This is a genomic window from Agromyces allii (genome assembly GCF_009749385.1).
Classification (GTDB): Bacteria; Actinomycetota; Actinomycetes; order Actinomycetales; family Microbacteriaceae; genus Agromyces; species Agromyces allii.
In genome coordinates this window covers 266,967-290,945 of sequence record NZ_WBIN01000011.1, presented here as the reverse complement: position 1 = coordinate 290,945, position 23,979 = coordinate 266,967, and the positions used below count along the sequence as shown (strand labels likewise).

Here is a 23,979-nt window from a genome sequence, read left to right as displayed (position 1 = left end):
GGTTCGGGTGCTCAGGTCGAGCCTCAGCGAGCATCCGCAACGCCCGCTCACGCATCTCCGGCGAGTATTTCCTGTTCATCGAGTTCCATCCTTGCTTGAAGAACGGAACGAAAGTCAGGCCGATTCAAGCGGTGCGTCCGCGTGGCTTCAGCTCCCGCGCCCGTGTTCTGGTGGACTCTGCGCGCACTGGATCAAGTACTTTGAACCGTCCCGCCAATTCCTAGCGTCGTCGCGCATGCGCCCCTTAGATCAGATGATCTCGCCAAGGATCAAGTAACCCGACGCCTCACAGGGTCATCCTTCGAACGAGAGAGGGGCGGATGCTGCGGCATCCGCCCCTCTCGTCGTGTCGGGTGGTCGGGTGTGCGGCCCGACAACGGCGCGCGGCGGCGTCAGGCGCCCGGCGAGGGCACGGGGTCGGTGGGGCGCAGCATCAGCCCCTGCGTGATGCCGCGGACGATCAGACAGGCCAACGGAACGGCCGCGACCGCGAGGATCTCGCCGACGAGGTTCACCCACATCGCGACGCGGAACTGCTCGAGGTCCTGGGCGGCCAGGTACAGCCGCGTCGATTGCCCGACGAGGATGTTGCTGCCGATGAACAGCACCCACCAGGCGATCTGCCATGACGGCCTGGTGCGGCCCATCGCTCGCCAGAGATCCGAGATGTTCTGGTAGGGGAACCAGAAGCTGACGATCGGCACGAACCAGGAGCCGGCGTGCCAGCCCGCCGAGCGCCGGGTGAGGCCGGCCAGATGTCTGGCCGCGCGGTACTGCCAGATGGCCCAGAGAATGCCGGTCGCGATGATCGCGATGGTCGTCGCGATGCTCACCACGGACGTGCTCCGGTCGTATATGTCGAGCGCGTCGGTGGTGGTGTCGGACCCGTTGAGGAAGTTCGCGACCGCGTTGATCCCGAACGCCTCGAGGCCGATGGTGGCGACGGCCAGGACGCCGCACACGATCAGGAGCACCTGGGTGGTCAGCGCGAGCTTGGCGATGGCGGGGGACGACACCGGTGGCGGGGTTGGTCGCTGCTGCGACCAGGTTGCGCCATCCCACCACCAAGTCGTCGCCGATCCGTCAGGCGCGGGGTACCAGCCTGCGGGGGACAGCGTGGGGGTGTTCGTCATCGGGTGGCTCCTTGGGGGTCGTCTTCGACACGGCATGCGATCCGGACAGCGTTGTCTGGATCGCGTGCAACTCTAGTGATCCGTCGGAGGGCAGGACCAGAGGCTGTTTCGCTCGACTCCGCGTGCCTCGAATCGACCTTCAGGCCGAGTCGTCCTCGGCCGGCGGAAGGGCCGAGCCCGGCGGACTCGAATCGATCGCGGGGGTGGACGCCGAGGCGATCACGACGCCGACGAGCGCGACGGCGCCGCCGAGGGCGGTGACGGGGTCGAACGGTTCCCCGAGCAGCAGCGCGAAGAGGTAGCCCAGTGCGGGGATGGCGGCCGTGAGGATGCCCGTGATCGCCGCAGGGAGGCGTTCGGCCCCGTAGTTGAACAACACGATGGTCGGCGCGGTGATGACGATGCCGAGGAACGCGAGTCCGCCCCATCCGGCCGCATCGGCGGGGAGCGAGGCGCTTCCTGTGGCTGCTTCGAGCACGAGCCAGGGCAGCATGATGGCCGTGCCCCACACCGCGGTCGCGGTCGCCAGGACGAGCGGGTCGACATCCGTCGTGGCCGTCTGCTCGGACCCCGGTCGGCGGAGTGGTGCGGTGACGAGCTCCTTGCGCAGGAGGACGGTGTAGAGCGCGTAACTGGCCAACCCGATCAGGCTCAGCAGCACGCCGACGTCGAGGCTGAGCCCGGACCCCGCCACGATGGCGACCCCGACGGTCGCCAGGACCAGCCCGACGACGGTGCGGACGGCGAGGCGCTCGCGGAGGATGAGGAGTCCGAGGACGGCCGTCAGTGCGGGAAGGGCGGCATTCGTCAACGCGATCGTGCCTGCCGTGCTGAACTCGAGGCCGATGTTGGTCAGCGAGTAGTAGAGCGCCACCCCGAGGAGGCCGAGGAGCATCGTGCGCGGGCGCCGCACGGTGCGGGCGAAGCCCGGCCGCCGGACGGCGATCGGCACCAGCACGGCCAGTCCGATCACGAATCGACCGACCGAGAGCACACCTGGCGAGGCGGTCTCGAGCACTTCGCTGCTGATGCCGAAGCTGGTCGACCACAGCAGTACGGCGACTCCGACGGCGATCAGGGGCAGTCGTCGTGAGTGAGTGCCGTGCGTCATGGCTTGCAGCCTAACGAGATGCGGTGCCGCGTCAGTGCGCGGTCCGCCGCCATCGCGGCACCCGTCGGAATGTGCGCGGCTGCGACATCCGGCCGTCATCGGAGCCGGCCCGGGCGCGCCTCAGACGAGGAGCCCCGCGGAACCCATCACCTGTCGCGGTTCGATGCGGATGACGACGCGCTTCGGATTCACGCGGGGCTGCCGGTAGCGCTGCGCATAGAGCGCGACCGCGTGGGCCACCGCATCGGGGTCGCGCTCGATGATCGCCTCGCCCGCGATGCTGAGCCACTGCGGACCCGACACCTGGGCCACCGTCGCCCGGGCGTCGCGCTCGATGTTGCGCACCTTCTGGGTGCCGTCGCTCGTGATGATGCGCACGAATCCCGCGTCGAGCGTGTAGCCGACCGCGACGACGTGGAGCCCGCCGTCGGGCCCGATCGTCGAGAGCGTGGCGAGGTGGGAGTCGGTGACGAACCGACGCCCGTCGTCGGTGAGGGAGTCGATGGTGGCCATTGGTCCATCCTGCACGGCGAACGGTCAGATCCGGGGCGTTGGATGGGGGAGTGCCGCCGGGATCGGCGGCGAGCGGAGGAGCGCAAGATGGAGCAGTCGATGATGCGGGCACTCGTGCACGAGGAGTTCGGAGACCCTGCGGAGGTCCTGTTGGTGCAGGAGGTTCCGGTGCCGGAGCCCGGCCCGGGGCAGGTGCGCGTTCGGCTGGTGCTCTCGCCGATCCACAATCACGACCTCTGGACGGTGCGCGGAACGTACGGCTACAAGCCGTCGCTGCCGGCGATCGGCGGCACCGAGGCGCTCGGCGTCGTCGATGCGCTGGGCGAGGGCGTCGGCCACCTGGCGATCGGCCAGCGCGTCGTGACCGGCGGCACGCTCGGGGTCTGGTCGGAGTACTTCATCGCCTCGGCGGCCGCGCTCATCCCGCTGCCCGACGGTGTGCCCGACGAGGTCGCCGCGCAGATCGTGGCGATGCCGTTCAGCGCGGTCAGCCTGCTCGACGTGCTCGGGCTCGAATCCGGCGACTGGCTCGCGCAGAACGCGGCGAACGGCGCCGTCGGCCGGCTGCTCGCCCAGCTCGCGCCCGCGCGCGGCATCAACGTGGTCGGGCTCGTGCGTCGCGGCGCGGGCGTCGACGAACTCGCCGGGCAGGGCATCGGCAACATCGTCGCGACCGACGACGAGGGTTGGCGCGAGCGCGTCGCCGAGATCACCGGGGGAGCGCCGATCAAGGTGGGCGTCGACGCGGTCGGCGGTGCCGCCAGCGGCCAGGTGGTCTCGCTGCTGGCCGAGAACGGCACGCTCGTGGTGTTCGGCGCGATGGCCTCGCCCGTCATGGAGATCCCGTCGGGCGACGTGATCTTCAAGCAGGCGACCGTCAAGGGGTTCTGGGGCAGCCGGGTGAGTGCGACCATGGCGCCCGAGGAGCGCGCACGCCTCATGGGGGAGGTCTTCACACGCCTTCGCGAAGGTGTCATCACGCTGCCCGTCGAGGCGACGTACGGGTTCGACGAGATCGCGCAGGCGAGCCGCGCGAACTTCGATGCGGGCCGCATCGGCAAGATCATGCTGCGCCCCTGAGCAGAACCCGGGAGCCCCGCCGACGTGATGGGCGGGCCGGTCGGCGACCTCGGAAGCGCTAGCTCGCCGCGGCTCGCCCGCGTGCCTCGCGCTTCGCCTCGCTGTACTGCTCGATGTCGAGGTTGAAGCGGTGCAGGAGGTCGGCGAACGTCGCGACGTCGTCGTCGGACCAGTTCTCGAGAATGCGGTCGAGGGCGCGCACCGAGCGCTCGCGCACCTCGGTGAGTCGGGTCAGCCCGGCGGGGGTCAGTGCGAACTTGCGTGCGATGCCGCCGTCGGGATCGGGGATGCGCTCGATGAAGCCCGCGCGCATCACGGCGCCGGTCTGGCGTTGCACCGTGGAGGCGTCGAGGCGGAAGAACTCGCTCAGCTCGCCGATCGACTTCGGGCCCTCGGCGTGGATGCGACTCAGCAGGAGGTACGCGCTGCGCTCGAGGCCGTTCTCGGGCCGGTGCTGCGCGACCGTGTAGCGGATCTGCAGCATCTGCTCGTACTCGATGTCGGCGACGCGACGTTCCATTTCGTTCCTCCTCGGACAGCTCGAGTCTAGCGCGGACGTGTATAGTGCATATGCATAGTACATATTGATTGCACTATGCATATCGAATGGAGCCGCATGACCACGACCGCGCCTGCGCCCACGACCGCACCCGTGACCCGACCGGGCCTCGTCGTCGCCGTCCTCGCCTTCGCGGGCATCGCCTCGTCGATCACGCAGACGATGGTCACGCCGCTGATCGCCCGGTTCCCGGTCATCTTCGACACGCCCGCGTCGAACACGGCGTGGATCGTGACGGCCACACTGCTCGCCGCGGCCGTCGCCGTGCCGATCTCGGGCCGGCTCGGCGACCTGTTCGGCAAGCGCCGCATGATGCTCCTGCTCGCCCTGCCGCTCATCATCGGCGGCATCGTCTGCGCGATCGCGCCGTCGGTCGAGATCATGATCGTCGGCCGCGCCCTGCAGGGCATCGGCTCGGGCATGGTGCCGCTCGGCATCGCCCTCCTGCGCGACGTCGTGCCGAAGGAGAAGCTGTCGTCGGCCATCGCGACCGTCAGCGCGACCCTCGGCGTCGGTGGGGCGATCGGGATGCCGCTGTCGGCCGCCGTGGTCGAGTTCGCCGACTGGCGGGTGCTGTTCTGGGCCGGTTCCGGCGTGACGGTGCTCGCGGCGCTCGCGATCTGGTGGCTCGTGCCGGTGCTGCCGGCGGGCGCTTCCGGTCAGCGCTTCGACGGCCTCGGCGCCGTCGGTCTCGCCGTCGGCCTGATCGCCCTCATCCTCGCCGTCTCGAAGGGCTCGGAGTGGGGATGGGCGTCGTGGCCCACACTCGGTCTGTTCGGCCTCGCCGTCGTGGTGTTCGCGCTCTGGGGGCTGTGGGAGACGCGCACGAAGGATCCGCTGGTCGACCTGCGCACGACCGCCCGGCCGCGGGTGCTGCTCACGAACATCGCCTCGATCTTCGTCGGGTTCGGCATGTACGCGAGCATGCTCGTGATGCCGCAGCTGCTGCAGCTGCCGTCGTCGACCGGCTACGGTCTCGGCCAGTCGATTCTCGCGGCCGGCCTCTGGATGGCGCCCGCGGGCCTCATGATGCTGCTGCTGTCGCCCGTCGGCGGGCGCATCACCGACGCCAGGGGCCCGAAGTTCACGCTCGCGCTCGGCACGGTGATCCTCGCTGCCGGCTACGGGGTCGCGCTCGTCGGCTTGGGGAGCACGTGGGGCCTGCTCATCACGAGCCTCGTCATCAACAGCGGCGTCGCGTTCGCGTACGGGGCGATGCCCGCGATCATCATGGGTGCCGTGCCCCGCAGCGAGACCGCGGCCGCGAACGGCTTCAACACGCTCATGCGCTCGCTCGGCACGACGATCGGTGCCGCGATCATCGGGGTCGTCCTCGCGCAGATGACGATTCCACTGGGCGGCATCCCCGTGCCGTCCGAGGCCGGCTTCCGTACGGCGCTCCTGATCGGCGCGGGCGTCACCCTGGTCGCGGCACTGGTCGCGGCCTTCATCCCGAAGGCGAAGCCCACGCCGGAGTCGGAGCCCGCGTCGAAGCCGGAGCAGGAGACCGAGCCCACGGACGCGCCCATCGACGGCGCCGGCGCCCCCCGAACCCTGGTCGGAGCCGGCGAGCCCGCCTGAAGGCTGAAGGTCGGGCGCATGCCCTAGTGTCTCCCCATGGGTTCAACGGCGACCGCGTATCTCACGGGCTTCGGCGCGTACCTGCCGGGCGACCCGGTCGACAATGACGGCATCGCCGCGCGGCTCGGCGGCGACGACGCGGTGACCGAGCGCATCCGGCAGAGGGTGCTCGACGCGAACGGCATCCGGCAGCGGCACTACGCGCTCGACGAGCATGGCGAGCCGACCGAGCTCAACGAGCAGCTGGCCGTGAAGGCGCTGCAGGCGGCGCTCGATGATCGCGGCATCCGTGCCGAAGACCTGCGCATGCTGGCGTGCGCGACGACGATGGGCGACCTGCTCGTGCCCGGCTTCGCCTCGATGGTGCACGGGCGGCTCGGCGGCGGGCCGATGCAGACGCTCACCGCGTCGGGCGTGTGCGCGTCGAGCCTCGCGGCGCTCGACGCGGCGGTGAGCAAGATCCGGCTCGGCGATCATCCGCGTGCGGCGGTCGTCGGCTCCGAGCTGCCGAGTCGCAGCCTGCGGCAGCGGCGGTTCGACGGCATCCGCGCGGGCATGGACTCGCACTTCCTGCGGTGGATGCTCTCCGACGGCGCGGGCGCGGCCATCGTCGAGTTCCAGCCGCATCCGACCAAGCCGTCGCTGCGGGTCGACTGGGTACGGCAGGTCTCGCTCGCGCACGAGCACGACGTGTGCATGCGCGCCGGCATGAGCGGCCCCGAGCCGATCGTCGGCGCCACCTGGCAGGACCTCGACATCGCCGAGGCCGAGGCGGCCGGCATGTTCGTGCTCCGCCAAGACGTGAGCATGCTCGACGATCTCGCCGAGGCCGGGTTCCGCCAGTTCGAGGAACTCGTCGACATCGGACTCGTCGATGTGATCCACCTCGATCACGTCGTCTGCCACTACAGCACCAACGCGTTCCGCGACCTCGCGTTCGACGCGCTGAGCCGCCGCATCCCGAACCTGAACACCGATCGCTGGTACTCGAACCTCGAGACGCGCGGCAACACGGGCTCGGCGAGCATCTTCATCGCGCTCGAGGAGGCCTGGCGCACGGGCCGATTCAAGCCGGGCGAGACCGTGCTGCTCGCGGTGCCCGAGTCGGGCCGGTTCTCGTTCGCCTTCGCCCATCTCACCGTGGTCGCCCCGCCCGGGCAGCCCGCCTGACCTCCGCCTCGCCTTCTTCGACCGCCACGATCCCCAAGGAGCACCAGCATGACGACCGACACCATCAGCACTGCGGATGCCGCGGCATCCGTCGCCGACAGCCTCGCCGACCGGCTGGCCGACGTCTGGGTCGAGCTCGAGGAGCGCCTCGACCGGGTGCCCGTGCTCAGCCGGCTCGCCGAGGGCACCGTGACGCTGCGGGACTACGAGCGGCTGCTCTTCAACCTGCGCCAGCAGGTCGTCGACGGCTCGCCGTGGATCTCGCGTGCCGCGTCGAACTTCGACATCGAGCACTTCGAGCTGCGCACGGCGGCGATCCGCCACGCCGAAGAGGAGCACCGCGACTACCTCATGCTCGAGCGCGACTACGTGGCGATCGGCGGCTCGCTCGCCGAACTGCGCGCGGGCCGCAAGAACCTCGGCTCCGAGGCGCTGTCGGGCTACATGTTCCACTATGCCGACCGGTCGAACCCCACCGGGCTGCTCGGCGCGATGTTCATCATCGAGGGGCTCGGGGCCAAGCGCGCCGCGGGCTGGGCCGAGCGGTTCCAGGAGGTGCTCGGGCTCGCCGACAACCAGGTGCACTTCATGCAGTACCACCAGGAGGCCGACAGCGAGCACACCGGCGCGCTCGAGGCGATCCTCACGTCGGGCATCATCGACGAGTCCGCCGCCGACGAGATCGTGCGCTGCGCGCAGGTCGTCGCCCGCCTCTACGCGCTGCAGCTGGAAGAGCTGGACAACTGAGATGACCGAGCCCGTGCGATCCGACCCGAGCATGTGGGCGGCCGTCGCGGTCGACCCCGCCGTGCCGATCGATCGCACGGTCGTGCGCAAGATCATCGCCGACCAGCGGCGGCTCTCACGGCGCTGGCTCTACCCGCTCGCCCGGCCGTTCTCGCGCGTGGTCGTCGCCCTCATCTCAGCCGTCAAGCGGGTGCTGCCGTTCCGCTGGATGCCGCTGAGCACCATGGACCGCCTGTGCATCTGGTACCTGCGCCGGTTCGTCTCACCCGATGCCGTCGAGCTGCTCATCCGCCACTTCGTCGTCGAGACGAACCTCGTGAACTTCGTGCTGCGCAACACGGATGCCGCGATCCCGCCGGTCACCCTGCGACCCGTGAGCCTGGCCGAACTGGGCGACCACGCCGTCGTCGAGCACGACGTCAACGTCTACGATGTGCTCATCGCGCTCGACGGCGTGCCGCTCGAGCCGCCGGCGCAACTCGACTTCGCGGAGCTCGACATCCCGCCCATCGATGCCGAGCGGCGACGGCTGCGGCTGTTGCGCCTCGACATCCAGACCGCGCTCTGCTTCATGAACATCCCGTTCTCGATGGCGCTCACCATGGAGGAGTACCGCCGGGCGGTGCACTCGATGCGGTTCGACGACTCGTTCCTCGAGATCCTCGCGGTGCTCTGCGACGACGACACGTTCCGGCACTGGAAGAACGGCGAGCTGACCGTCTGGATGGACTCCAACGTCGACGTGCCGCGCATGGTCTACCGGCACGCGCTCATCTGCGAGTACGCGCATGCGCATCTGGTGAAGCTCGCGAGCGGCGCGACGCGTGGTGCGACCGCGTGAGCGCGGCCGTCTGCTGACCGCTGCGGATGAGCGTCAGTCAGGGGTGGCGAGCGCTGCCGCCCGGCGCAGGCGAGGGTCGGGGTCGTCGGCCCAACGGGTGAGCACGGCGACCGCGCGGGTGCGGGCGGCGCCTTCGAGCGACGCGATGAGCGGTCGCACGACGTCGTCGACGAGCGGGGTGAAGAGCGCATCGACGGATGCCTCGCGCAGGAACCCCTCGATGCGGGTCAGGTCGGTGTTGCCGAGCTTGCGCACGTGCGTCTGGAGCAGCACGATGGCGGCGAGCCGGCGTTCGTAGACCGGCGCCGACCAGAGCTCGGAGCTGAGCGCGGTGATCGCGTCGTGATCGAGGTCGCGGTGGCGATTGCCGAGGTCGCGGATCGTGCCGCGCACGGCGCCGACCGACGCCCCGTACGAGTCGAGCGCGCCGCCGAGGCGCTCGCGCACGTCGTCGGCCCGGTACTCGTCGCCCTCGTACCGCAGGGCCGCGTCCACGAACTCACCGGCTGCGCTCACCACACCATTCTCGGTGCCCGCGGCGGGTGCCGGGGCGCCGCGGCACGCACGTCGGCGGGGTGGCCTAGGGTCGTCTCGGGTCACGAACGGCGATCGGAGACAGCATGTCGGGCACTGACGGGGTCGACACCGAGGCGCAGATCGAGCAACGGTATCCACGACCGCGGCGTCCCGGCTTCCTCGCGTCCGCTGCCATCACCCTGCTCGTGCTGGGGGTCGGGTTCGCGGTCTTCGGGTACAGCCCGGCCGTGCTGGTGACGCTCTACGGGGGAATGCTGGCGGCATACGCTGCGATCCCGTACACGCTGACGGCGATCGTCGTGCGCGAGGTCGTCGCCCGGCGCGGCCGAGGCGAAGACGAGGAGCCGAACGACGAGGCGGTGCGCTTCGGGCTGTTCCGCCAGCGGGCCTCGTTCGTCACGGCGATCGCCATGCTCGTCGCGATCACGGTGCTCGTCGTCGGCGCCATCGTCGACGCGTCGGGCGCGTACGACCCGTTCGGTCCCGCGGGCTCCGGCCCGTTCGGCGGCGGACTCGCGAGCTTCGGTGCGTTCGCCTTCTTCGCCGGGGGGTTCGCGATCGTGGTGAACGTGCCCTCGATCTACTCGGCATCGGTCGTGCGATCCGAGCGGCACGCGGTCCGACAGCGGGTCGGCGCCTGGCGGGTGATCCGCGCCAACACGATCCTCACCACGGCGTCGTGGATCGCGTACTGCGGGTTCGGGGTGTTCTTCATCACGCAGACCTTCTGGTCGTGACGAGCGGCGGCACACGAACTCGCTGAACCCCTGTCGGTTCCATCCGCCCCGCTCAGCGAGGCCGGTGCGAAGATGGGCGCATGGCTGACGACGCGTTCGCCGACATCGCGACCGAGCTCCTCGAGCTGCCGCCCGACGAGTTCACGGCCGCACGCAACGCCCGCGTGAAGCAGTTGCGCGAACGCGCCGGCGGTGGCGATCGCGACCTCGCGAAGGCCGTCGCCGAGCTTCGCCGTCCCTCGCCCGCGGCCTGGCTCGTGAACCGGCTCGCAAACCTGCGCGCCGACGAGCTCGACCAGCTGCTCGAGCTCGGGGCCCGACTCCGCGCCGCGCAAGCCGAGGTGGATGCGACGGCGCTCATCGCGCTCGGGCGCGAGCGGCGCAAGGTCGTGGGCGCCATGGCCCGGCAGGCGGGAGCGCTCGCCGAACAGCTCGGGCATCCGGTGCGGGCCTCGGTGCTCGACGAGGTCACGGCCACGCTGCAGGCGGCCATGACGGATGCCTCGGCCGCCGACGCAGTACGCACCGGTCGACTCGTGCGCGGCCTCGAGGCGATCGGCACCGAGGTCGATCTCACCGACGCGGTCGCAGCGTGGTCTCCTGACGACGGCGCCGAACGCAGGGCCGACCGCACCCGTGCGGCGAGCCCCGTTCACTCCGCCGCGACCCCGCGCGACGAGGTCGGCGAGCGGCGGGCGCGACAGCGGCAGGCCGCACTCGACCGGGCCGCCCAGGAGGCGGATCGGGCGGAGGAAGAGGCTCGCGCGGAGGAGCGATCGGTCGCCGCGGCATCCGACCGTCTGAATGATGCACGGGCATCGCTCAAGACGGCGACCGCCGCCCGCGACGAGGTTCGAGCGGCAGTGCAGGATCTCGAGCGGCGACTCGCGGTCGCCGAGCAGGCGCTCATCGAGGCAGCGCGTGCCGAGGCCGATCGTGAGCGCGAGCACGATCGCGCGACGCGCGCAGCCGAGCAGGCTCGGGAGGCGGCCGAGCAGGCCCGGGCGGAGGCCGACGAACTGCGGGCCGGCGACTGACCCGGCGTCAGCCCGCGTCGACGCGCGGCGGGTTGAACATGAACTCGAAGCGGATGCCGTTGTCGTCCTCGACGAAGGACGCGTAGTAGCGCTCGTTGAACCGCGGGAAGTGCTTCGGCTCGCGCACGGCCGTCCAGCCGGCGGCGATCGCGATCGCGTGGAGCCGATCGACCTCCTCGCGGGAGTCGACGGCGAACGCGAGATGCTGCCAGCCCACCCGCCCGTGCCGGTGCGGGCCGGTGCCGGCCTCGCGCGAGGGGAAGAGGATCAGCTCCTCCTCGCCCCGGTACCACGACACCCCGTTGTCGGCGTCGACCCGGGTGCAGCCGAGGGCCGTCATGACGGGGTCGAACTGGGCGATCGAACGGGGCAGGTCGTCGACGGAGATGCCGAGGTGATCGAAGAGCGACATCCGGTCAGCTTAACGGCGGCGTTCCGTGCGGGCGGCCTGGCGGCCGGGCGCCGGGCGGCCGGGCAGGCGGCCGCCCGCACGGCCGGAGTCAGGCCGGGTAGGCGAAGGCCGCGGCATCCGCCGTGATCGCGCGGGCGCGGGCGATCCGCGGCAGGTCGCTGCCGTCGCGGATCACCCGCCCGCCGGCCTCGAACTCGGCGAGCACGCCGGCCGCCCAGGCGACGTCGTCGCCCGAGGGGCTCAGTGCGCCGTTCACCGTCGGGGCCTGGACGCCGTGCAGGCAGAGCCGGCCGGTCATGCCGAGCGACGCGGCGTGCATCGACTGGTCGCGCACGGTCTCGGGGTCCGTGCTGAGCGACGGCCCGTCGATCGGGCCGGGGAGCCCGGCGGCCCGGCTCGCGACGACGAGGCGCGAGCGCGGGTAGGCGAGCGCGATCTCGCTCGCACCCATGCCCGTGTCGCGGCGGAAGTCGCCGACCCCGAACGCCAGCCGGAACGTCGACGGGTGCCGGGCGATCGCCGACGCCTCCTCGAGCCCGACCGCGCTCTCGACAAGGGCGACGATCGGGGTGCCCTGCCGCAGGCGGTCGGCGGTCGCCGCGACCTGGGCGACGGACTCGGCCTTGGCGAGCATCACGCCCTCGAGCGCATCGACGTCGCGCAGGGCCTCGAGGTCGTCGCGCCAGTGTGGGGTCGTGGCGTCGTTGATCCGCACCCAGGCTCGGTTCCCGCTCGTGAGCCAGTCGACCACGGCCGAGCGGGCCGAGGCCTTGGCGCTCACGGCCACGGCGTCTTCGAGGTCGAGCACGAGGGCATCGGCTCCGGATGCCGCGGCATCCGTGAATCCCTCTGGCCTCGCGCCCGTGACGAGCAGCCACGACCGGGCCATGGCCGGTGCCACGGGGTTCGCGGCGGTGGGCTCGTGTTCGAGCTCGGTGAGCGTGTCAGCGGACACGAGCCGTCTCCTTCTCGTCGACCGGCCCGTTGACGATGCTCGCCACGGCCCCGGTCGAGATGTGCTCGGCGCCGTCGGTCGAGGCCTTGGCCGATCGCGCGGCCTCGTACGCCTGCTCGTCGGCACCGAGGTGGTCGTCGGCGCTCATGGTCGCCTCATCGAAGGGGCGTCGCCCGGCGAGCACCTCCTCGACCTGCACGGTGTCGATCTGCTTGGTCCAGGTGCCGATGAGCACGGTGGCCACGGCGTTGCCGGTGAAGTTGGTGAGGGCACGGGCCTCGCTCATGAACCGGTCGATGCCGACGATGAGTCCGACGCCGTTGACGAGGTCGGGCCGGTGCGCCTGCAGGCCGCCGGCGAGGGTCGCGAGGCCGGCGCCGGTGACGCCGGCTGCCCCCTTCGAGGCGATCATCATGAACAGCAGCAGCGAGATCTGCTCGGGGATGCTGAGCGGGGTGCCGAGGGCGCTCGCGATGAACAGCGAGGTCATCGTGAGGTAGATGGCCGTGCCGTCGAGGTTGAACGAGTAGCCGGTCGGCACGGTGATGCCGACGACGGGCTTCGAGACGCCGAGGTGCTCCATCTTCGCGATGAGGCGTGGCAGGGCGACCTCGCTCGACGAGGTCGAGACGATGAGCAGGTACTCGCGGCCGAGGTACTTCATCATGCGGAAGATGTTGACGCCCGTGACGACCTTCAGCAGCAGGCCGAGCACGACGACGATGAACAGGATGCAGGTCACGTAGAACGCGACCATGAGGGTGCCGAGCGCCACGAGCGCGGCCACGCCGGTCGCGCCGACGACGGCGGCGATGGCGCCGAATGCGCCGATCGGGGCGAGCCACATGATCATCGCGAGGATGCGGAACACGAGCACCTGCAGATGGCGGATCGCCTCGAGGATCGGCACGCCCTTCGGCCCCATCTTCTGGAGCGCGAAGCCGACGAGCAGGGCCACGAAGAGCGTCTGGAGGATGCTGCCGCTCGTGAGCGCCGAGAAGAACGTCGTCGGGATGATGCCGAGCACGAACTCCGTCGTCGTCGCGGCCTTGAGGTCGGAGGTGTCGTACGTCGTGCCCGCGATGTCGAGGCCGGCGCCCGGGTGGATGATGTTGCCCACGATCAGGCCGATCGCCAGTGCGAAGGTCGACATGATCACGAAGTAGCCGAGGGCGAGCCCGCCAACCTTGCCGACCGTCGCGGCCTTCGCGACCGAGCCGACGCCGAGCACGATCGTGCAGAAGATGATGGGCGCGATCATCATCTTGATGAGCGAGATGAAGGCCTCGCCGACCGGCTTCAGGCCCACGGCGAAGTCGGGGAACGCCAGCCCCACCGTGATGCCGGCGGCCACCGCCACGATGACGGCGATGTAGAGGTAGTGCGAACGATCGAGTCGTCGCCCCTTGCGATTCTTCGGTGCGGACACCGCATGCGTCGTTGCCATTGGTCTTCCTCGTCCTCATGGCGGTCGCTGCGATGCGGCCGGCCTGCGATCAGTGCTGACAGCTTCGGCCGGGCGGGCGTCGGCGACGACGTTGTGTTCATACTGGTCTCGTGGGCATGACGGCGTGGGTGCGGCGATGGAGCATCGCCACGCGCCTGTTCGTCGTGCAGGTCGGCTTCATCGCGGTGCTCACCGCGGCCGCGACGATCTGGCTGTGGGCCGATGCGAGGGCCGATGTCGAGGCGGATGCCGCGGCGAAGACGATGGCCGTCGCGACCTCGATCGCCGACAACCCGTTCGTGGTCGAGGCGCTCGCGACCGACGACCCGACGGCCGAGCTCCAGCCTTACGCCGTCGACGTGATGGCCGACACCGACACCGACTTCGTGACGATCATGAACCCAGACCGCACGCGCTACACGCACCCCGACGTCTCGCAGATCGGCCTGCCGTTCCAGGGCACGATCGAGCCAGCACTGCAGGGCGAGTCGTTCACCGAGACCTACACGGGCACGCTCGGCCCCAGCATGCGGTCGACGGTGCCCATCGAGGACGACGCCGGCACGGTGGTCGGCATCGTGTCGGCCGGCGTCACGGTCTCGAACCTCTCGGCGGCGCTCGCCACCCGACTGCCGATCGTGTTCGGGGCGGCCCTCGTCACGCTGCTGCTCGGCGCGCTCGCCGCGTGGCTGCTCAGCCGCTACCTGCGCCGGGTCACGTGGGGCCGCGGTCCGGAGGAGATGAGCCGCATGTTCGCCTACTACGAGGGCGTGCTGCACTCGGTGCGCGAGGGGCTGCTGCTCGTCGACACGCAGGGCCGGCTCGTGCTCGCCAACGACCAGGCCACCGAGCTGCTCGGCCTGCCGCGGCATCCGTCGTCGGATGTCTCGGGCGAGCCGATCTCGGTGCGCGACCTCGCCCTGCCCGCCTCGCTGTCGGACCTGCTCGCCGGGGGCGCCGTCGCCGTCGACGAGGTGCACCTCACCGACGACCGGGTGCTCGTGGTGAACCAGGCCGTCGCCGTCTCGACGCCGTCGGCGGCGAACCCCGGGCCCGCGCGCATCATGGGCACGGTCACGACGGTGCGCGACCACACCGAGCTGCAACAGCTCAGCGGCGAGCTGGCGACCATGCGCACCCTCTCCGATGCACTGCGTTCGCAGACGCACGAGTTCGCCAACCGGCTGCACACGATCGTCGCGCTCATCGAGCTGGGCCGTCCGGAGCAGGCGCTCGCGTTCGCGGCCGACGAGCTCGACACCCGGCAGGACCTCGCCGACGACGTGATGGGCGCCGTCGAGGAGCCCGTGCTGGCGGCCCTGTTGTTCGGCAAGTCCGCGCAGGCGAGCGAGCGGGGCGTGCACCTGGGCATCGCCGTGGATGCCGCGGTCGCCGCAGCCGACGTGCCGGCGGCGGAGTGGGTGACGATCGTCGGCAACCTCATCGACAACGCGATCGATGCGGTCGCCGCGACCATGGAGCCGTCGGTCACGGTCGCCGATCCGACCGTGGAGGTGGCGATCGACGTGGTCGCGCCGGCCGGCGGGGTCGCATCGGGCACGGTGCACATCCGCGTCTCCGACAACGGCCCCGGCGTCGTCGACCCCGAGCGGGTCTTCCAGCGCGGCTTCTCGACGAAGGAGCACGGTGCCGGGGGTCGCGGCCTGGGGCTCGCCCTCGTCGGGCAGTCGGTGCGCCGCCTCGGCGGCAGCATCGCCGTGACCCCGGGCGAGGGCGGTGTCGGCGCCGTGTTCACGGTGCTGCTGCCGCAGCTGCTGGCGGCGTCGTCGTCGACCAGGAGCCGACCATGACCGACATCGGCGTGCTCGTCGTCGACGACGAGCCCATCACAGCCGAGGCGCACGCCGAGTACCTGCGGCGGCTCGACGGCTTCGCGGTCGCCGGCGTCGCGCACGACGGCAAGGAGGCGATCCGACTGCTGCGGGACTCGCTCGCAGGTGACGGCTCGCGCCGCGGGTCGATCGACCTCGTGCTGCTCGACATGAACCTGCCCGACATCCACGGCATCGAGCTGTGCCGTCGCATCCGCACGGCCGGCCTCGAGGTCGACGTCATCGCCATCTCCGCCGTGCGCGACGTGTCGGTCGTGCGCGCCTCGGTGAACCTCGGCATCGTCGCGTACCTCATCAAGCCGTTCACCTTTCCGGTCTTCGCCGAGCGGATGCGTCGCTACCTCGAGTTCCGGGCCGGCTTCGCCGAGGGCACCGGGGTCACGCAGGACGAGGTCGACCAGTCGCTCGCGCGCCTGCGCTCGCCGGGGTCGGTGCCGCTCGAGAAGGGCCTCGCGGGCGACACGCTCGGACGCATCGTCAAAGCGCTCCGCGGGCGCGACTCCGCGGTCTCCGCGAGCGAGCTCGCCGTCGAGCTGTCGATCTCGCGGGTCACCGCGCGCCGGTACCTCGAGCACCTGGCCGACGAGGGGTCCGTCGAGCGAGCCCCCCGATACGGCACCCCGGGGCGGCCCGAGCTCGAGTACCGGTGGCGGCAGGGCTGACGCGACGACCGCGCGCAGGTGGCGGCGTCGGCGTCATCTTCGGTGGGCCGTGGGAGACTGCCCCGGTGACGGACATCGAGATGGCGAGCATCGGCGGCGGCAGCGTCACCCTGCACGACGCCCGCCGCAAGGTGCGGTGGAGCGTGGAGCTCGAACCGTTCGAGATCGGGGTCTACCCCGTGACGCAGGAGCAGGTCGCCGAGTTGATCGGCGAGGCGGCGGTGCATCCGCGGCGGCCGGCGACCGACGTGAGCTGGCTGCGGGCGGTCCGGTTCTGCAACGCGGCCTCCGAATGGGAGGGCCTCGAGCCCGCGTACACGTACGACGGCGAAGACGTCACGTGGCACGTGGATGCCGACGGATTCCGACTTCCGACCGAGGCCGAATGGGAGTTCGCGTGCCGGGCCGGGTCGACCAAGCCGCACTACGGCCCGCTCGACGAGATCGCCTGGACGAGCGCCGACGGGGTGACCTCGCCGCAGAACGTCGGCGGCAAGCATCCGAATCTCAACGGCCTGTTCGACACGCTCGGCAACGTGTGGGAGTGGTGCTGGGACCTGCTCGACCCGGCCCGCTACGACGCCTACCGCGTGTTCCGCGGCGGCGGATTCGCCGACGACGCGTGGAGCGTGCGCGCCTCGGTGCGCCGGGGCGGTGCACCTCGCATGCACCACGAGGACGTCGGGTTCCGCGTCGCGCGCGGCGGCTTCGATGCGACGGATGCCGCGCAGGGCTGGTCTGCGGCGGCCGACGAGGAGCGCGCGACGATCGACGGTCCGCTGCCGTCGGGGTGGACGCCGCGCGGCTGAGCGATCCGGCCGTAGTCACGGCGGCCCCCGCGGACTAGCGTGGGGGCGTGTCCGCTGCTGCGACCGCCGCACGCACCGCTCACGACGCCGGCGTCGAGCGCCTGCTCGCGAGCTATCGGACCGTGCCCGCGACATCCGCGGTCCGACTCGCGAAGCGCACGTCGAACCTCTTCAGGACCAGGACGAGGGCGGATGCCGCGGGGCTCGACACGTCGGGCCTGACGCACGTCATCTCGGTCGACCCCGAGGCGCGCACGGCCGACGTCGCGGGCATGTGCACGTATGAAGACCTCGTGGCGGCGACGCTGCCGTTCGGGCTCGCACCGCTCGTCGTGCCGCAGCTGAAGACGATCACGCTCGGGGGAGCGGTGACGGGCCTCGGCATCGAGTCGACGTCGTTCCGCAACGGGCTGCCGCACGAGTCGGTGCTCGAGATGGACGTGCTCACAGGAGCCGGCGAGGTGGTCACGGCGGCGCGCGGCGAGCCCGGTGCGGGCGGCGCCGGAGGAGAGCACGCCGACCTGTTCCGCGCGTTCCCGAACTCGTACGGCACGCTCGGGTACGCCGTGCGCCTGCGCATCGAGCTCGAGCCGGTGCAGCCGTTCGTCGCGCTGACGCACGTGCGGTTCGACGACCTCCGAGACCTCATGGCCGAGATGGAGCGCATCGTCGACTCGGGCAGATACGGCGACCTGTGGGTCGATTATCTGGACGGGGTCGTGTTCAGCGCCCGCGAGAGCTACCTGTGCCTCGGCACGCAGACCGCCGAGCGCGGCCCGGTCAGCGACTACACCCGCCAGCAGGTCTACTACCGTTCGATCCAGCACGGCGACGGGGTGAGGCGCGACCGGCTCACCGCGCACGACTACCTCTGGCGGTGGGACGCCGACTGGTTCTGGTGCTCGCAGGCGTTCGGGGCGCAGCATCCGCTCGCCCGTCGTGTCTGGCCCCGGCGGCTCAGGCGCAGCAGCTTCTACGGCCGCCTCATGCGCCTCGAGCGCCGGTTCGACATCGGCGATCGCCTCGAGCGGGTGCAGGGGCGGCCGCCGCGCGAGCGCGTGATCCAAGACGTCGAGGTGCCGATCGAGCGGTGCGCCGAGTTCCTCGACTGGTTCCTCGCGAACGTGCCGATCGAGCCGATCTGGCTGTGCCCGCTGCGGCTCAGGGGTGAGGCCGAGTGGCCGCTCTACCCGCTTCGCCGCGGCCGCACCTACGTCAACGTCGGCTTCTGGTCGACGGTGCCGGTGGGGGCGACCGAGGGCGAGACGAACCGCCGCATCGAGCGCGAGGTGAGCGCGCTCGACGGGCACAAGTCGCTCTACTCCGACGCGTTCTACGAGCGCGACGAATTCGACGCGCTGTACGGCGGCGACGCGTACCGGGCCGTGAAGCAGCGCTACGACCCCGACTCCCGATTGCTCGATCTCTATGCGAAGGCGGTGCAACGACGATGACGACGACCAAGGGCCCCGGAACCGAATATGCCGGAAGACCTGACCCGATCGGCCGGTCGGATGCCGCTGGCGGGCCGGATGACGCCGGCAGGCTCTCGCTGGCGCAGATCCTCGAGATCTTCGCGGGCGGCCGTCTGCCCCTGCGCTTCACGGCCTACGACGGAAGCTCGGCGGGGCCGCCCGATGCGGCGCTCGGCATCGAGCTGCTGACGCCGCGCGGCACGACCTACCTCGCGACCGGGCGCGGCGATCTGGGCCTGGCGCGCGCCTACATCGCGGGCGATCTCGAGGTGCACGGCGTGCACCCGGGCGACCCCTACGAACTGCTCGCGGCGCTCGCCGACGAGCTCGTGTTCAAGCTGCCGCCGCCGCGGGTCATGGCCCACGTCGTGCGCTCGATCGGGGTCGAGCACCTGCGCCCGATCGCCCCGCCGCCGCAGGAGGTGCCGCCGAGGTGGCGTCGTGTCGCCGAGGGCCTGCGGCACAGCAAGTCGCGCGATGCCGAGGCGATCCACCATCACTACGACGTCTCGAACACGTTCTACGAGTGGGTGCTCGGGCCGTCGATGACGTACACGTGCGCCTGCTATCCGAACCTCGAGGCGTCGCTCGACGAGGCGCAGGAGAACAAGTACCGGCTCGTGTTCGAGAAGCTGCGGCTGAAGCCGGGCGACCGACTGCTCGACGTCGGATGCGGCTGGGGCGGCATGGTGCGCTACGCCGCGCGCCGCGGCGTGCGGGCCATCGGCGTCACGTTGTCGGAGGAGCAGACGACGTGGGCGCAGCGCGCCATCGCCCACGAGGGGCTGGGCGAGCTCGCCGAGGTGCGCTTCGGCGACTACCGCGACATCCGCGAGACCGGCTTCGACGCGGTCTCGTCGATCGGGCTGCTCGAGCACATCGGCGTGAAGAACTACGCGTCGTACTTCCGGTTCCTGCAATCCCGGTTACGCCAGGGCGGGCTGCTGCTCAACCACTGCATCACGCGCCCCGACAACACCTCGCAAGCCTCGGCGCGGGGGTTCATCGACCGGTACGTCTTCCCCGACGGCGAGCTCACGGGCTCGGGCCGCATCATCCGCGAGGCGCAGGACGTCGGGTTCGAGGTGCTGCACGAGGAGAACCTGCGCGACCACTACGCGCTGACCCTGCGCGACTGGTGCGCCAACCTCGTCGCGCACTGGGACGAGGCGGTCGCCGAGGTCGGCCTGCCCACCGCCAAGGTGTGGGGCCTCTACATGGCCGGCTCGCGGCTCGCGTTCGAGACCGGCGGCATCCAGTTGCACCAGGTGCTGGCCGTCAAGCCCGACGAGCACGGCGGCAACGGCGGGCTTCCGCTGCGGCCGTGGTGGGTCTCGTAACCCGCCCGGCCGGGGCGACGTCGACATGACGAGGGGCGGATGCCGCGGCATCCGCCCCTCGCATGCGGACGCTACTCGTTGGAATCGAGTCGCCGACGGTCCTCGGCGAGCAGCGCGTCTTCGCCCTCGTCGCCCGTGGAGATCACCTGGTCCTCTTCGAGCGAGAGCCGCATCGGGCGGCGGAACAGGCGGGTCAGGGCCAGCAGGATGATGACGCCGATCGAGAGCCAGAGCAGGCCGTAGATCATCGCGTCGCTGCTGATGTTGAGCCACAGCACCACGGTGAGCACGACGCCGATGACCGGCAGCACGATGTTGCGCACGATCTGCGACCCCGTCTTCACCTCACGGCGGCGCACCGCGAAGTGCAGGATGACCGTGATGTTCACGACCGTGAACGCGATGAGCGCGCCGAAGTTGATGAGCGAGAACACGAAGTCGAGGTCGGCCACCGCCGCGAACAGCGAGACGATGCCGACGAGCACGATCGCGACCGCGGGGGTCTGGAACCGAGGGTGCACGTACGACAGGCGGCGGCTGATCGGACCGGTGCCGTTGCGTCCCATGACGTAGATCATGCGCGAGACGCTCGCGTGCGAGGCGAGGCTCGACGCGGCGACGGCGGCGACGGCGGCCGCGACGAAGAGGATCTGGAAGAGCATGCCGCCGACCGAGTAGGCGAGCTCGGGCAGCGCCGTGCCCTCGGTGAGGCCCTCGACGCTCGGGAAGAGCGACTGCGTGAACCAACCGGCGACGAAGAACAGCCCGCCGCCGATGAGCAGCGAGAGCACGATCGCCTTCGGCACGGTGTTCGCGTCCTTCGCCTCTTCGGTGTACATCGTGATCGCGTCGAAGCCGATGAACGAGAAGCAGACGATGGTGGCTGCGCTGATGACCGTCGCGATCTGCACGTTCGCGTGGTACAGCGGTTCGATGCTGAACGGCGTGCCGTTGCCGGCGCCCGCGTTGAGCGCGCCCCACGCGAGGCCGATGAACACGAGGATGAGCACGACCTGGAAGACCAGCAGCGTCGCGTTCACGCGGGAGGTCGACGTGATGCTCCAGAGGTTCAGGAGCGTGATGAGGGCGACGTAGGCGCCGACCCACACCCAGCCCGAGATGTCGGGGAAGAAGGCCTCGAAGTACTGGCGCAGCAGCAGCGCGTTCACGAGCGGCAGCAGCAGGTAGTCGAGCAGCGCCGTCCACCCGACGAGGAAGCCGACGTTCGGGTGGATCGTCTCGGACGCGTACGTGTACGCCGAGCCCGCCGAGGGGTACACGCGCGTCATGCGCCCGTAGCTGATCGCGGTGAAGAGCATCACCACGAGTGCGAACAGGTAGGCGAGCGGCACCACTCCGCCGCTCTCGTCGGAGACGTAGCCGAACGTGTCGAACACCGTCATCGGCGTCATGTAGCCGAGGCCGAGGGCGACGATCGCCCAGAGCCCGAGCGAACGCCGGAGCTTCACGGGGTGCGCGGTGGGTGCGGAAGTGGTCATGGGTGGTTCCTGTCGTCATCGCCATCGATCGAGCGGGGCGACGCTACGCTACTCGCGCTCGGCCCGACATCGCCAGCCCGGCGAGTTCGGAGGCTCCGACCCGTCTCGGCGTCCATTGCGTCGGGCGCGTGGTGCGGGTGCACGAAGACGCCGCCACCCGATGGGCGGCGGCGCCTCCGTCATTCACTGCGCGCTGGTCGGCGAGTCCGCGTCAGCCGCAGCTCCGCGCGGCGTAGCCGGCCGAGACGGAGTCGGTGGCCGAGGAGTCGGCCCCGGCCGCAGTGACGGTCGTCGTGCCTGCGGGCAGCGCGACGAGTCGGCTCGCGAAGGTCGCACTGGTCGAGGCGCCCGCGGCGAGGGCGGCGACCTGCTTCGATCCGTACGGCGTCTCGACGGCCACGGCGACGGGTTCGTCGGACTCGTTCGTCGCAGTGACCGCGAGCACGGCCTTGCCGGCGACGCACCGGGTGGTTGCGAACGCCGACACCTCCACCTGGCCGCCGATGAACTGCGGCGAGACGCTCGTGAGCGTCGGCTGCACGGTCTGGAAGAGCCCGTCGGCGCCGATCGTCAGCTTGTCGATCGTCGTCTCGCGGTGCGTGCCGTCGCCGTTCGGCATCGCGAAGCGGTGGTAGGCGATGTACCAGTCGTCGGTACCCGGCACGTTGATGATCGAGCTGTGCCCCGTGCCCTTGATGCCGAGCGAGAGGTCCTTCTGGAGGATCACGCCGCGGTACGTCCACGGGCCGGTCGCACTCGTCGACGTGGCATAGCCGACGCGGTAGTTCTCGGAGCCGGTGTCGTCGATCGCGTAGGTGAGGTGGTACAGGCCGTCGCGGTAGTTCATGAACGACCCCTCGCGGTACGACGTGAGCCCGCTCATCGCCGAGATCGTGCCGGGCTTGAGCGACGTCATGGTGTCGCTCAGCTCGGCGAACACCGGGCTGCCGTTGCCCCAGTAGAGGTAGTACCTGCCCGTCACCGGATCGTGGAACGCGGCGGGATCGATGGCCTGGCCGGAGGTCACGGCCTCGTTGTTGAGGATCATCGCGGTCGGCTGCGCGGTGAACGGCCCCTCGGGGCTGTCGGCCACGGCCACGCCGATCGTCTTGCGGTTCAGCGACGCGTTGTGGCCGCTGAAGTAGAAGAAGTACCGGCCGTCGCGTTCGATGATCGTCGGAGCCCACGCGTTGCCCGTCGCCCACGGCACGTTGCCATCGGCTCCGTCGAGGGTGAGGAACGGCTGCGCGGAACGGGTCCAGTTCACGAGGTCGGCCGACTTCCACACGTAGAAGTCCTTGCCGCCCCACCCCGCGGTGCCGTCGGTCGTCGCATAGAGGTAGTAGGTGTCGCCGAAGACCGCGATGTTCGGGTCGGCGTACAGGCCGGGCAGCACCGGGCTGTTCACGGCCTGCGCCGACAGCGTCCACGTCGAGGCCGCACCACCGGGCGCCGTCAGCGTGTAGGCGACGGGGGAGCGCAGGTCGACCGTCGAGCCCGACGCGGGCGACACGGTCACGCCGGCCGCGGCGACGAACGTCGGGGCGAGCGCCGAGACATCCGTGCCCGGCCTCACCGGGAGGATCGCCGTGCGGGCGGTGCCGTTCACGATCGGGGCGAGCTTCAGCTGCGCGGGGTCGGCCAGCGAGACATCCGTCAGCTGATCGGTCGCGCCGGCGTTCGTGAGCACCTCGGATGCCGAGAGCGCCCGGTCGAACACCTGCACGTCGTCGAACGAGCCCTTGAAGTACTCGTCGGCCGCGTAGAGCGACTTGCCGAGGTAGCCGTACAGGTTCGACCCGAGGTCGGACACCGTCGTGTTCAGCGCGGAGTTCTCGCCGAGCTTCGCGCCGTCGACGTACGTCGTCAGCTTCGCCCCGTCGAACACGAGGTCGTAGTGGTGCCAGGCCCCGCTCGTGACCGTGCCCGTGACGGCCGACTCGTTCTGCCACGAGGTCTGCGTGATCGCGGTTCGCACGTCGGCCCCGCGCACCCGGAAGAAGGAGTACTTGTTCGAGTCCGCGCCGAACGCGAACGTGAAGAAGTTGCCGCTCGCCTTCTCGCTCTTCACATCGAGCGAGACGGTCATGCTCGAGCGGCCGTCGAAGAAGCCGCGCGGGAACGCCGCGAACCCGTTCGCCGTGCCGTCGAGGCGCAGCACCTTGCCGCGCTCGGCGTCGGTCGCCACGGCGGCGGTGCCCGATGCGGTGAGGTGGGCGGTGCCCACCGAGTCCTGGAGGGTGCCGTCGTCGAACGCGTACGACGCGATCGGCTGGGGCGGGGCGTCGGCGGCGAGCGCCGGCGGCCCGGCGAGCAGCGTCGACGCCACGACGGCGCCCACGACGACGGATGCCGCGGCGGAGCGTCGCCTCGTCGCGCCGCGTGGACGCGGGTCGCGGGTTCGGTCATGGAATACGGAAGAGGGCATCATCGATCCTCGATTCGTTCGGTTGGTGGTGCAGGGTCGTCGGGGCGCATCGC

22 protein-coding genes are annotated in these 23,979 nt (G+C 70.6%); 12 read left to right on the top strand and 10 right to left on the bottom strand.

What is annotated here, in order from left to right; all coding sequences use genetic code 11:
• Nucleotides 1–392: 392 nt before the first annotated feature.
• The 3 genes from GQR16_RS15015 to GQR16_RS15005 form a co-directional block, all read right to left on the bottom strand.
• Nucleotides 393–1,133 carry a DUF4328 domain-containing protein gene (locus GQR16_RS15015; RefSeq protein WP_170298521.1) on the bottom strand — a complete coding sequence of 247 codons (741 nt, stop codon included), beginning with the start codon at nt 1,131–1,133 and terminating at the stop codon, nt 393–395.
• A gap of 139 nt (nt 1,134–1,272) precedes the next feature.
• Nucleotides 1,273–2,244: a DMT family transporter gene (locus tag GQR16_RS15010; protein ID WP_170298520.1), complete on the bottom strand. Its 972-nt coding sequence runs from the start codon at nt 2,242–2,244 to the stop codon at nt 1,273–1,275.
• Between the two features lie 120 nt (nt 2,245–2,364).
• Nucleotides 2,365–2,757 carry a PPOX class F420-dependent oxidoreductase gene (locus GQR16_RS15005; protein ID WP_157415960.1) on the bottom strand — a complete coding sequence of 131 codons (393 nt, stop codon included), beginning with the start codon at nt 2,755–2,757 and terminating at the stop codon, nt 2,365–2,367.
• A gap of 102 nt (nt 2,758–2,859) precedes the next feature.
• Here GQR16_RS15005 and GQR16_RS15000 point away from each other — a divergent pair, with 102 nt between their 5' ends.
• The gene (locus tag GQR16_RS15000; RefSeq protein WP_157415982.1) at nt 2,860–3,837 is read left to right on the top strand and encodes a zinc-binding dehydrogenase; all 978 of its coding nucleotides are present in this window, start codon (nt 2,860–2,862) and stop codon (nt 3,835–3,837) included.
• Nucleotides 3,838–3,895: 58 nt separating this feature from the next.
• Here the strand turns inward: GQR16_RS15000 and GQR16_RS14995 are convergent, their stop codons facing one another.
• A complete protein-coding gene (locus GQR16_RS14995) occupies nt 3,896–4,357 on the bottom strand; it encodes a MarR family winged helix-turn-helix transcriptional regulator (RefSeq protein ID WP_157415959.1) in 462 nt (153 codons plus the stop codon).
• Nucleotides 4,358–4,453: 96 nt separating this feature from the next.
• On the opposite strand from GQR16_RS14995, the gene GQR16_RS14990 reads away from it, so the two are divergent.
• Genes GQR16_RS14990 through GQR16_RS14975 form a run of 4 tightly spaced genes read left to right on the top strand, consistent with a single transcriptional unit; the run spans nt 4,454 to nt 8,735 of the window.
• A complete protein-coding gene (locus tag GQR16_RS14990; protein WP_157415958.1) occupies nt 4,454–5,977 on the top strand; it encodes an MFS transporter in 1,524 nt (507 codons plus the stop codon).
• Nucleotides 5,978–6,013: 36 nt separating this feature from the next.
• Nucleotides 6,014–7,147, top strand: coding sequence for a 3-oxoacyl-[acyl-carrier-protein] synthase III C-terminal domain-containing protein (locus GQR16_RS14985; protein ID WP_157415957.1), 1,134 nt, complete (start codon nt 6,014–6,016; stop codon nt 7,145–7,147).
• 48 nt (nt 7,148–7,195) lie between these two features.
• Nucleotides 7,196–7,894, top strand: a complete 699-nt coding sequence (locus GQR16_RS14980; RefSeq protein WP_157415956.1) for an iron-containing redox enzyme family protein — start codon at nt 7,196–7,198, stop codon at nt 7,892–7,894.
• A 1-nt stretch (nt 7,895) separates the two neighbouring features.
• Nucleotides 7,896–8,735 (top strand): DUF6999 family protein, encoded by an 840-nt coding sequence (locus tag GQR16_RS14975; protein ID WP_157415955.1) that lies wholly within the window; start codon nt 7,896–7,898, stop codon nt 8,733–8,735.
• A 33-nt stretch (nt 8,736–8,768) separates the two neighbouring features.
• On the opposite strand, the gene GQR16_RS14970 is transcribed toward GQR16_RS14975, so the two are convergent.
• Entirely contained in the window at nt 8,769–9,251 is a 483-nt protein-coding gene (locus GQR16_RS14970; protein WP_157415954.1) for a DNA alkylation repair protein, read from the bottom strand.
• A 104-nt stretch (nt 9,252–9,355) separates the two neighbouring features.
• On the opposite strand from GQR16_RS14970, the gene GQR16_RS14965 reads away from it, so the two are divergent.
• Together GQR16_RS14965 and GQR16_RS14960 are read left to right on the top strand one after the other, a co-directional pair.
• Nucleotides 9,356–10,009 carry a hypothetical protein gene (locus GQR16_RS14965; protein ID WP_157415953.1) on the top strand — a complete coding sequence of 218 codons (654 nt, stop codon included), beginning with the start codon at nt 9,356–9,358 and terminating at the stop codon, nt 10,007–10,009.
• 80 nt (nt 10,010–10,089) lie between these two features.
• The gene (locus GQR16_RS14960; protein ID WP_157415952.1) at nt 10,090–11,046 is read left to right on the top strand and encodes a transposase; all 957 of its coding nucleotides are present in this window, start codon (nt 10,090–10,092) and stop codon (nt 11,044–11,046) included.
• A 7-nt stretch (nt 11,047–11,053) separates the two neighbouring features.
• On the opposite strand, the gene GQR16_RS14955 is transcribed toward GQR16_RS14960, so the two are convergent.
• The 3 genes from GQR16_RS14955 to GQR16_RS14945 all read right to left on the bottom strand — a co-directional run bounded on the left by GQR16_RS14955 (nt 11,054) and on the right by GQR16_RS14945 (nt 13,860).
• Nucleotides 11,054–11,458: a VOC family protein gene (locus tag GQR16_RS14955; protein ID WP_157415951.1), complete on the bottom strand. Its 405-nt coding sequence runs from the start codon at nt 11,456–11,458 to the stop codon at nt 11,054–11,056.
• Between the two features lie 88 nt (nt 11,459–11,546).
• Nucleotides 11,547–12,413 (bottom strand): HpcH/HpaI aldolase/citrate lyase family protein, encoded by an 867-nt coding sequence (locus GQR16_RS14950; RefSeq protein WP_246200866.1) that lies wholly within the window; start codon nt 12,411–12,413, stop codon nt 11,547–11,549.
• Nucleotides 12,403–13,860, bottom strand: coding sequence for a cation:dicarboxylate symporter family transporter (locus GQR16_RS14945; protein ID WP_157415950.1), 1,458 nt, complete (start codon nt 13,858–13,860; stop codon nt 12,403–12,405). The genes GQR16_RS14950 and GQR16_RS14945 overlap by 11 nt, the downstream gene beginning before the upstream one ends.
• A 116-nt stretch (nt 13,861–13,976) precedes the next feature.
• Here GQR16_RS14945 and GQR16_RS14940 point away from each other — a divergent pair, with 116 nt between their 5' ends.
• The 5 genes from GQR16_RS14940 (at nt 13,977) to GQR16_RS14920 (ending at nt 19,999) form a co-directional block, all read left to right on the top strand.
• The gene (locus tag GQR16_RS14940) at nt 13,977–15,671 is read left to right on the top strand and encodes a sensor histidine kinase (protein ID WP_157415980.1); all 1,695 of its coding nucleotides are present in this window, start codon (nt 13,977–13,979) and stop codon (nt 15,669–15,671) included.
• Complete coding sequence (locus tag GQR16_RS14935) at nt 15,668–16,375, top strand: response regulator (protein ID WP_157415949.1); 708 nt, start codon at nt 15,668–15,670, stop codon at nt 16,373–16,375. Before GQR16_RS14940 ends, GQR16_RS14935 begins: the two co-directional genes overlap by 4 nt.
• 65 nt (nt 16,376–16,440) lie before the next feature.
• Nucleotides 16,441–17,184, top strand: coding sequence for a formylglycine-generating enzyme family protein (locus GQR16_RS14930; protein WP_211373528.1), 744 nt, complete (start codon nt 16,441–16,443; stop codon nt 17,182–17,184).
• A 47-nt stretch (nt 17,185–17,231) separates the two neighbouring features.
• On the top strand, nt 17,232–18,638 hold the full coding sequence (locus tag GQR16_RS14925; RefSeq protein WP_157415948.1) for an FAD-binding oxidoreductase: 1,407 nt from the start codon (nt 17,232–17,234) through the stop codon (nt 18,636–18,638).
• A complete protein-coding gene (locus GQR16_RS14920) occupies nt 18,635–19,999 on the top strand; it encodes a class I SAM-dependent methyltransferase (protein ID WP_157415947.1) in 1,365 nt (454 codons plus the stop codon). The genes GQR16_RS14925 and GQR16_RS14920 overlap by 4 nt, the downstream gene beginning before the upstream one ends.
• Before the next feature lie 71 nt (nt 20,000–20,070).
• Here GQR16_RS14920 and GQR16_RS14915 read toward each other — a convergent pair whose 3' ends face one another.
• Nucleotides 20,071–21,498, bottom strand: coding sequence for an APC family permease (locus tag GQR16_RS14915; RefSeq protein WP_157415946.1), 1,428 nt, complete (start codon nt 21,496–21,498; stop codon nt 20,071–20,073).
• 211 nt (nt 21,499–21,709) lie between these two features.
• A complete protein-coding gene (locus tag GQR16_RS14910; protein WP_170298519.1) occupies nt 21,710–23,926 on the bottom strand; it encodes a family 43 glycosylhydrolase in 2,217 nt (738 codons plus the stop codon).
• Nucleotides 23,927–23,979 lie beyond the last annotated feature (53 nt).

What these genes read in the sequence shown, in the direction of transcription:
- GQR16_RS15015 (WP_170298521.1), bottom strand. Translation starts at nt 1,133, where the DNA reads ATGACGAACACCCCCACGCTGTCCCCCGCAGGCTGGTACCCCGCGCCT.
- GQR16_RS15010 (WP_170298520.1), bottom strand. Translation starts at nt 2,244, where the DNA reads ATGACGCACGGCACTCACTCACGACGACTGCCCCTGATCGCCGTCGGA.
- GQR16_RS15005 (WP_157415960.1), bottom strand. Translation starts at nt 2,757, where the DNA reads ATGGCCACCATCGACTCCCTCACCGACGACGGGCGTCGGTTCGTCACC.
- GQR16_RS15000 (WP_157415982.1), top strand. Translation starts at nt 2,860, where the DNA reads ATGCGGGCACTCGTGCACGAGGAGTTCGGAGACCCTGCGGAGGTCCTG.
- GQR16_RS14995 (WP_157415959.1), bottom strand. Translation starts at nt 4,357, where the DNA reads ATGGAACGTCGCGTCGCCGACATCGAGTACGAGCAGATGCTGCAGATC.
- GQR16_RS14990 (WP_157415958.1), top strand. Translation starts at nt 4,454, where the DNA reads ATGACCACGACCGCGCCTGCGCCCACGACCGCACCCGTGACCCGACCG.
- GQR16_RS14985 (WP_157415957.1), top strand. Translation starts at nt 6,014, where the DNA reads ATGGGTTCAACGGCGACCGCGTATCTCACGGGCTTCGGCGCGTACCTG.
- GQR16_RS14980 (WP_157415956.1), top strand. Translation starts at nt 7,196, where the DNA reads ATGACGACCGACACCATCAGCACTGCGGATGCCGCGGCATCCGTCGCC.
- GQR16_RS14975 (WP_157415955.1), top strand. Translation starts at nt 7,896, where the DNA reads ATGACCGAGCCCGTGCGATCCGACCCGAGCATGTGGGCGGCCGTCGCG.
- GQR16_RS14965 (WP_157415953.1), top strand. Translation starts at nt 9,356, where the DNA reads ATGTCGGGCACTGACGGGGTCGACACCGAGGCGCAGATCGAGCAACGG.
- GQR16_RS14960 (WP_157415952.1), top strand. Translation starts at nt 10,090, where the DNA reads ATGGCTGACGACGCGTTCGCCGACATCGCGACCGAGCTCCTCGAGCTG.
- GQR16_RS14955 (WP_157415951.1), bottom strand. Translation starts at nt 11,458, where the DNA reads ATGTCGCTCTTCGATCACCTCGGCATCTCCGTCGACGACCTGCCCCGT.
- GQR16_RS14945 (WP_157415950.1), bottom strand. Translation starts at nt 13,860, where the DNA reads ATGGCAACGACGCATGCGGTGTCCGCACCGAAGAATCGCAAGGGGCGA.
- GQR16_RS14940 (WP_157415980.1), top strand. Translation starts at nt 13,977, where the DNA reads ATGACGGCGTGGGTGCGGCGATGGAGCATCGCCACGCGCCTGTTCGTC.
- GQR16_RS14935 (WP_157415949.1), top strand. Translation starts at nt 15,668, where the DNA reads ATGACCGACATCGGCGTGCTCGTCGTCGACGACGAGCCCATCACAGCC.
- GQR16_RS14920 (WP_157415947.1), top strand. Translation starts at nt 18,635, where the DNA reads ATGACGACGACCAAGGGCCCCGGAACCGAATATGCCGGAAGACCTGAC.
- GQR16_RS14915 (WP_157415946.1), bottom strand. Translation starts at nt 21,498, where the DNA reads ATGACCACTTCCGCACCCACCGCGCACCCCGTGAAGCTCCGGCGTTCG.
- GQR16_RS14910 (WP_170298519.1), bottom strand. Translation starts at nt 23,926, where the DNA reads ATGCCCTCTTCCGTATTCCATGACCGAACCCGCGACCCGCGTCCACGC.